At 57.4% G+C, this 2,186-nt stretch carries 1 protein-coding gene; it reads right to left on the reverse strand.

Annotated features, from left to right (window positions below; translation table 11 throughout):
- Positions 1-187: 187 nt before the first annotated feature.
- Entirely contained in the window at positions 188-1,882 is a 1,695-nt protein-coding gene (locus I1M21_RS09700) for a phospho-sugar mutase (protein WP_195193399.1), read from the reverse strand.
- Between the last annotated feature and the right edge of the window lie 304 nt (positions 1,883-2,186).

Genomic DNA, 2,186 nt, shown 5'->3' on the forward strand with positions numbered 1-2,186 from the left:
CGGTTCGACCGGGCCGCGCGGCAAGGAGATATATTGCCAGACCGGAGGGCCCCCGCGGGCGGGAATCTGGGCGTACATATTTCCTACACAGTTTGGGATTCTCAGCTGTATTTACCAGTAATAGAGAGGGGACCTCGTTTCCGAGATCCCCTCCTCCGTCTATCTAAAGAAATAGGCTCTAAAAGCCCTAGGCCAACAGCTTGCGACCGGACTCCTCGATCGCGTCAAGTGCCGCATCTGCCTCGGCGGCATCCGCGCCCTTAGCAAAGATGTACAGCTTAATCTTGGGCTCGGTGCCGGAAGGACGAACAATACCCTTGTTGCCACCCTCAAGATCGAACTCAATGACATTAGCCTTCGGCAGGCCGTTCACGCAGGTGTTGTAATCCACGACGGCCTCAATCTTGGAACCGGCGAGCTCCGCGGGCGGGTTCTCGCGCAGACCGGCCATGATGCCGGCCATCTTTGCCGCACCCTCAGCGCCCGGATAGCTCAGCGAAATCGTCTTGTTGTGATAGTAGCCATACTTCTCGTACAGCTCGTGCATCGCATCGGCAAGGTTCTTGCCCTGCAGCTTGTAATACTGAGCCATCTGGCAAATCAGCAGCGAACTGCTCACGGCGTCCTTGTCGCGCACGTGGTCGCCGGCCAGATAGCCGTAGCTCTCCTCGAAACCGAAGATAAAGCGATCGACCTCGCCAGCATCGGAAAGAGAAGTAATGATGTCGCCGATGTACTTGAAGCCCGTCAGGCAGCGGCGGAGCTCAAAACCGTACTCGTCGGCCAGAGCGTCAACCATGGCGGAAGAAACGATAGTAGTAACGGCAACCTTCTTAGTGAGATCCTCACCGCGGGCAGCACGGGTCTTGCAGATATAGTCGAGCAGCAGAACGCCCATCTCATTGCCGGTCAGCAGCAGGTAGTCATCGCCATTCTTGACAGCGACGCCAACACGGTCGGCGTCGGGATCGGTTGCAAGCAGCAGATCAGGGTGAACCTGCTCGCAGAGATCGATGCCCTTCTGCATGGCCTGACGGATCTCGGGGTTAGGATACGGGCAGGTCGGGAAATCGCCGTTAGGCTCCTTCTGCTCGGGAACAACCGTGACATCGGTGATGCCAGCGCTCTCGAGCACCGTCGTGACGGGAATGAGGCCGGTGCCGTTGAGCGGAGTGTAGACGAGCTTAAGCGGAGCGCCAGCGATCTCCTCGGCAGAAAGGTTAGTCACGCCGCGGGCGAGAACGGCGTCGTAATAGCGCTCGAGGCACGAGTCATCAATCCATTTGACCAGACCCTGCTCAAGAGCCTCATCAAAGTCCATGGACTTCACGCCGGTGAACGTATCGGTCTCGGCGATAGCCTTAGAAATTGCATCGGCGGCCTCGCTGGTGATCTGGCAGCCATCGGGGCCATAGGCCTTATAGCCGTTATACGGCGCCGGGTTATGGCTAGCGGTCATGCAAATGCCACCGGAGCACTTAAGATCACGGACGGCCCAGGAGAGCGTCGGCACAGGAGAAATCTTGGGATACACGAGGGCAGTCACGCCGTTTGCTGCAAGAATGGCAGCCGTCGTCTTAACGAACAGCTCACCCTTATTGCGGCTATCGCGAGCGATGGCGACCGTCGGATGCTCGAAGGTCGCATTGAGGTAGTCAGCGAACCCCTGGGTCGCACGACCGACCGTATAGATATTCATACGGTTAGTGCCCGCACCGATAGTGCCGCGAAGACCGGCAGTACCGAAGGCGAGATCCTGGAAGAAGGCGTCAGTGATGGCGTCCTCATCACCCTGCTCCTTCATCGTGTTGAGCTCAGCGAGGAGCTCCTCGTCCTTGACATTGGCAATCCAAGTATCAAGCAGCTCATGAATATCTGCCATGTGAGTCCTTCCGTCACAATCAATAAAACGACCCGTGCAAAACAGGACAAGCGCATCAGCGCGCTAAAGCAAATATTAGTCCATTGAGAACAAAGAACCGCCCACAGAACGGTGAACGTTTATATTCACCGGTGGATGATTGGATTGATTTAATTGTTTAGAGAATGTCGTCTATAACGCAAAAAAGGGGGAGGCCGCGAGGCCTCCCCCTTCTTCAGTCCGTTGCGACGGCTCGGTGCCGTCCACCGGTCAGCGGCGCCCTGGCCTCCCACGGGCTGACCCCGCAGTACTCTCGGCGCGATGG

Origin of the sequence: Collinsella aerofaciens, from assembly GCF_015546965.1 — a bacterium.
In the GTDB taxonomy this organism is placed as follows: Bacteria; Actinomycetota; Coriobacteriia; order Coriobacteriales; family Coriobacteriaceae; genus Collinsella; species Collinsella aerofaciens_X.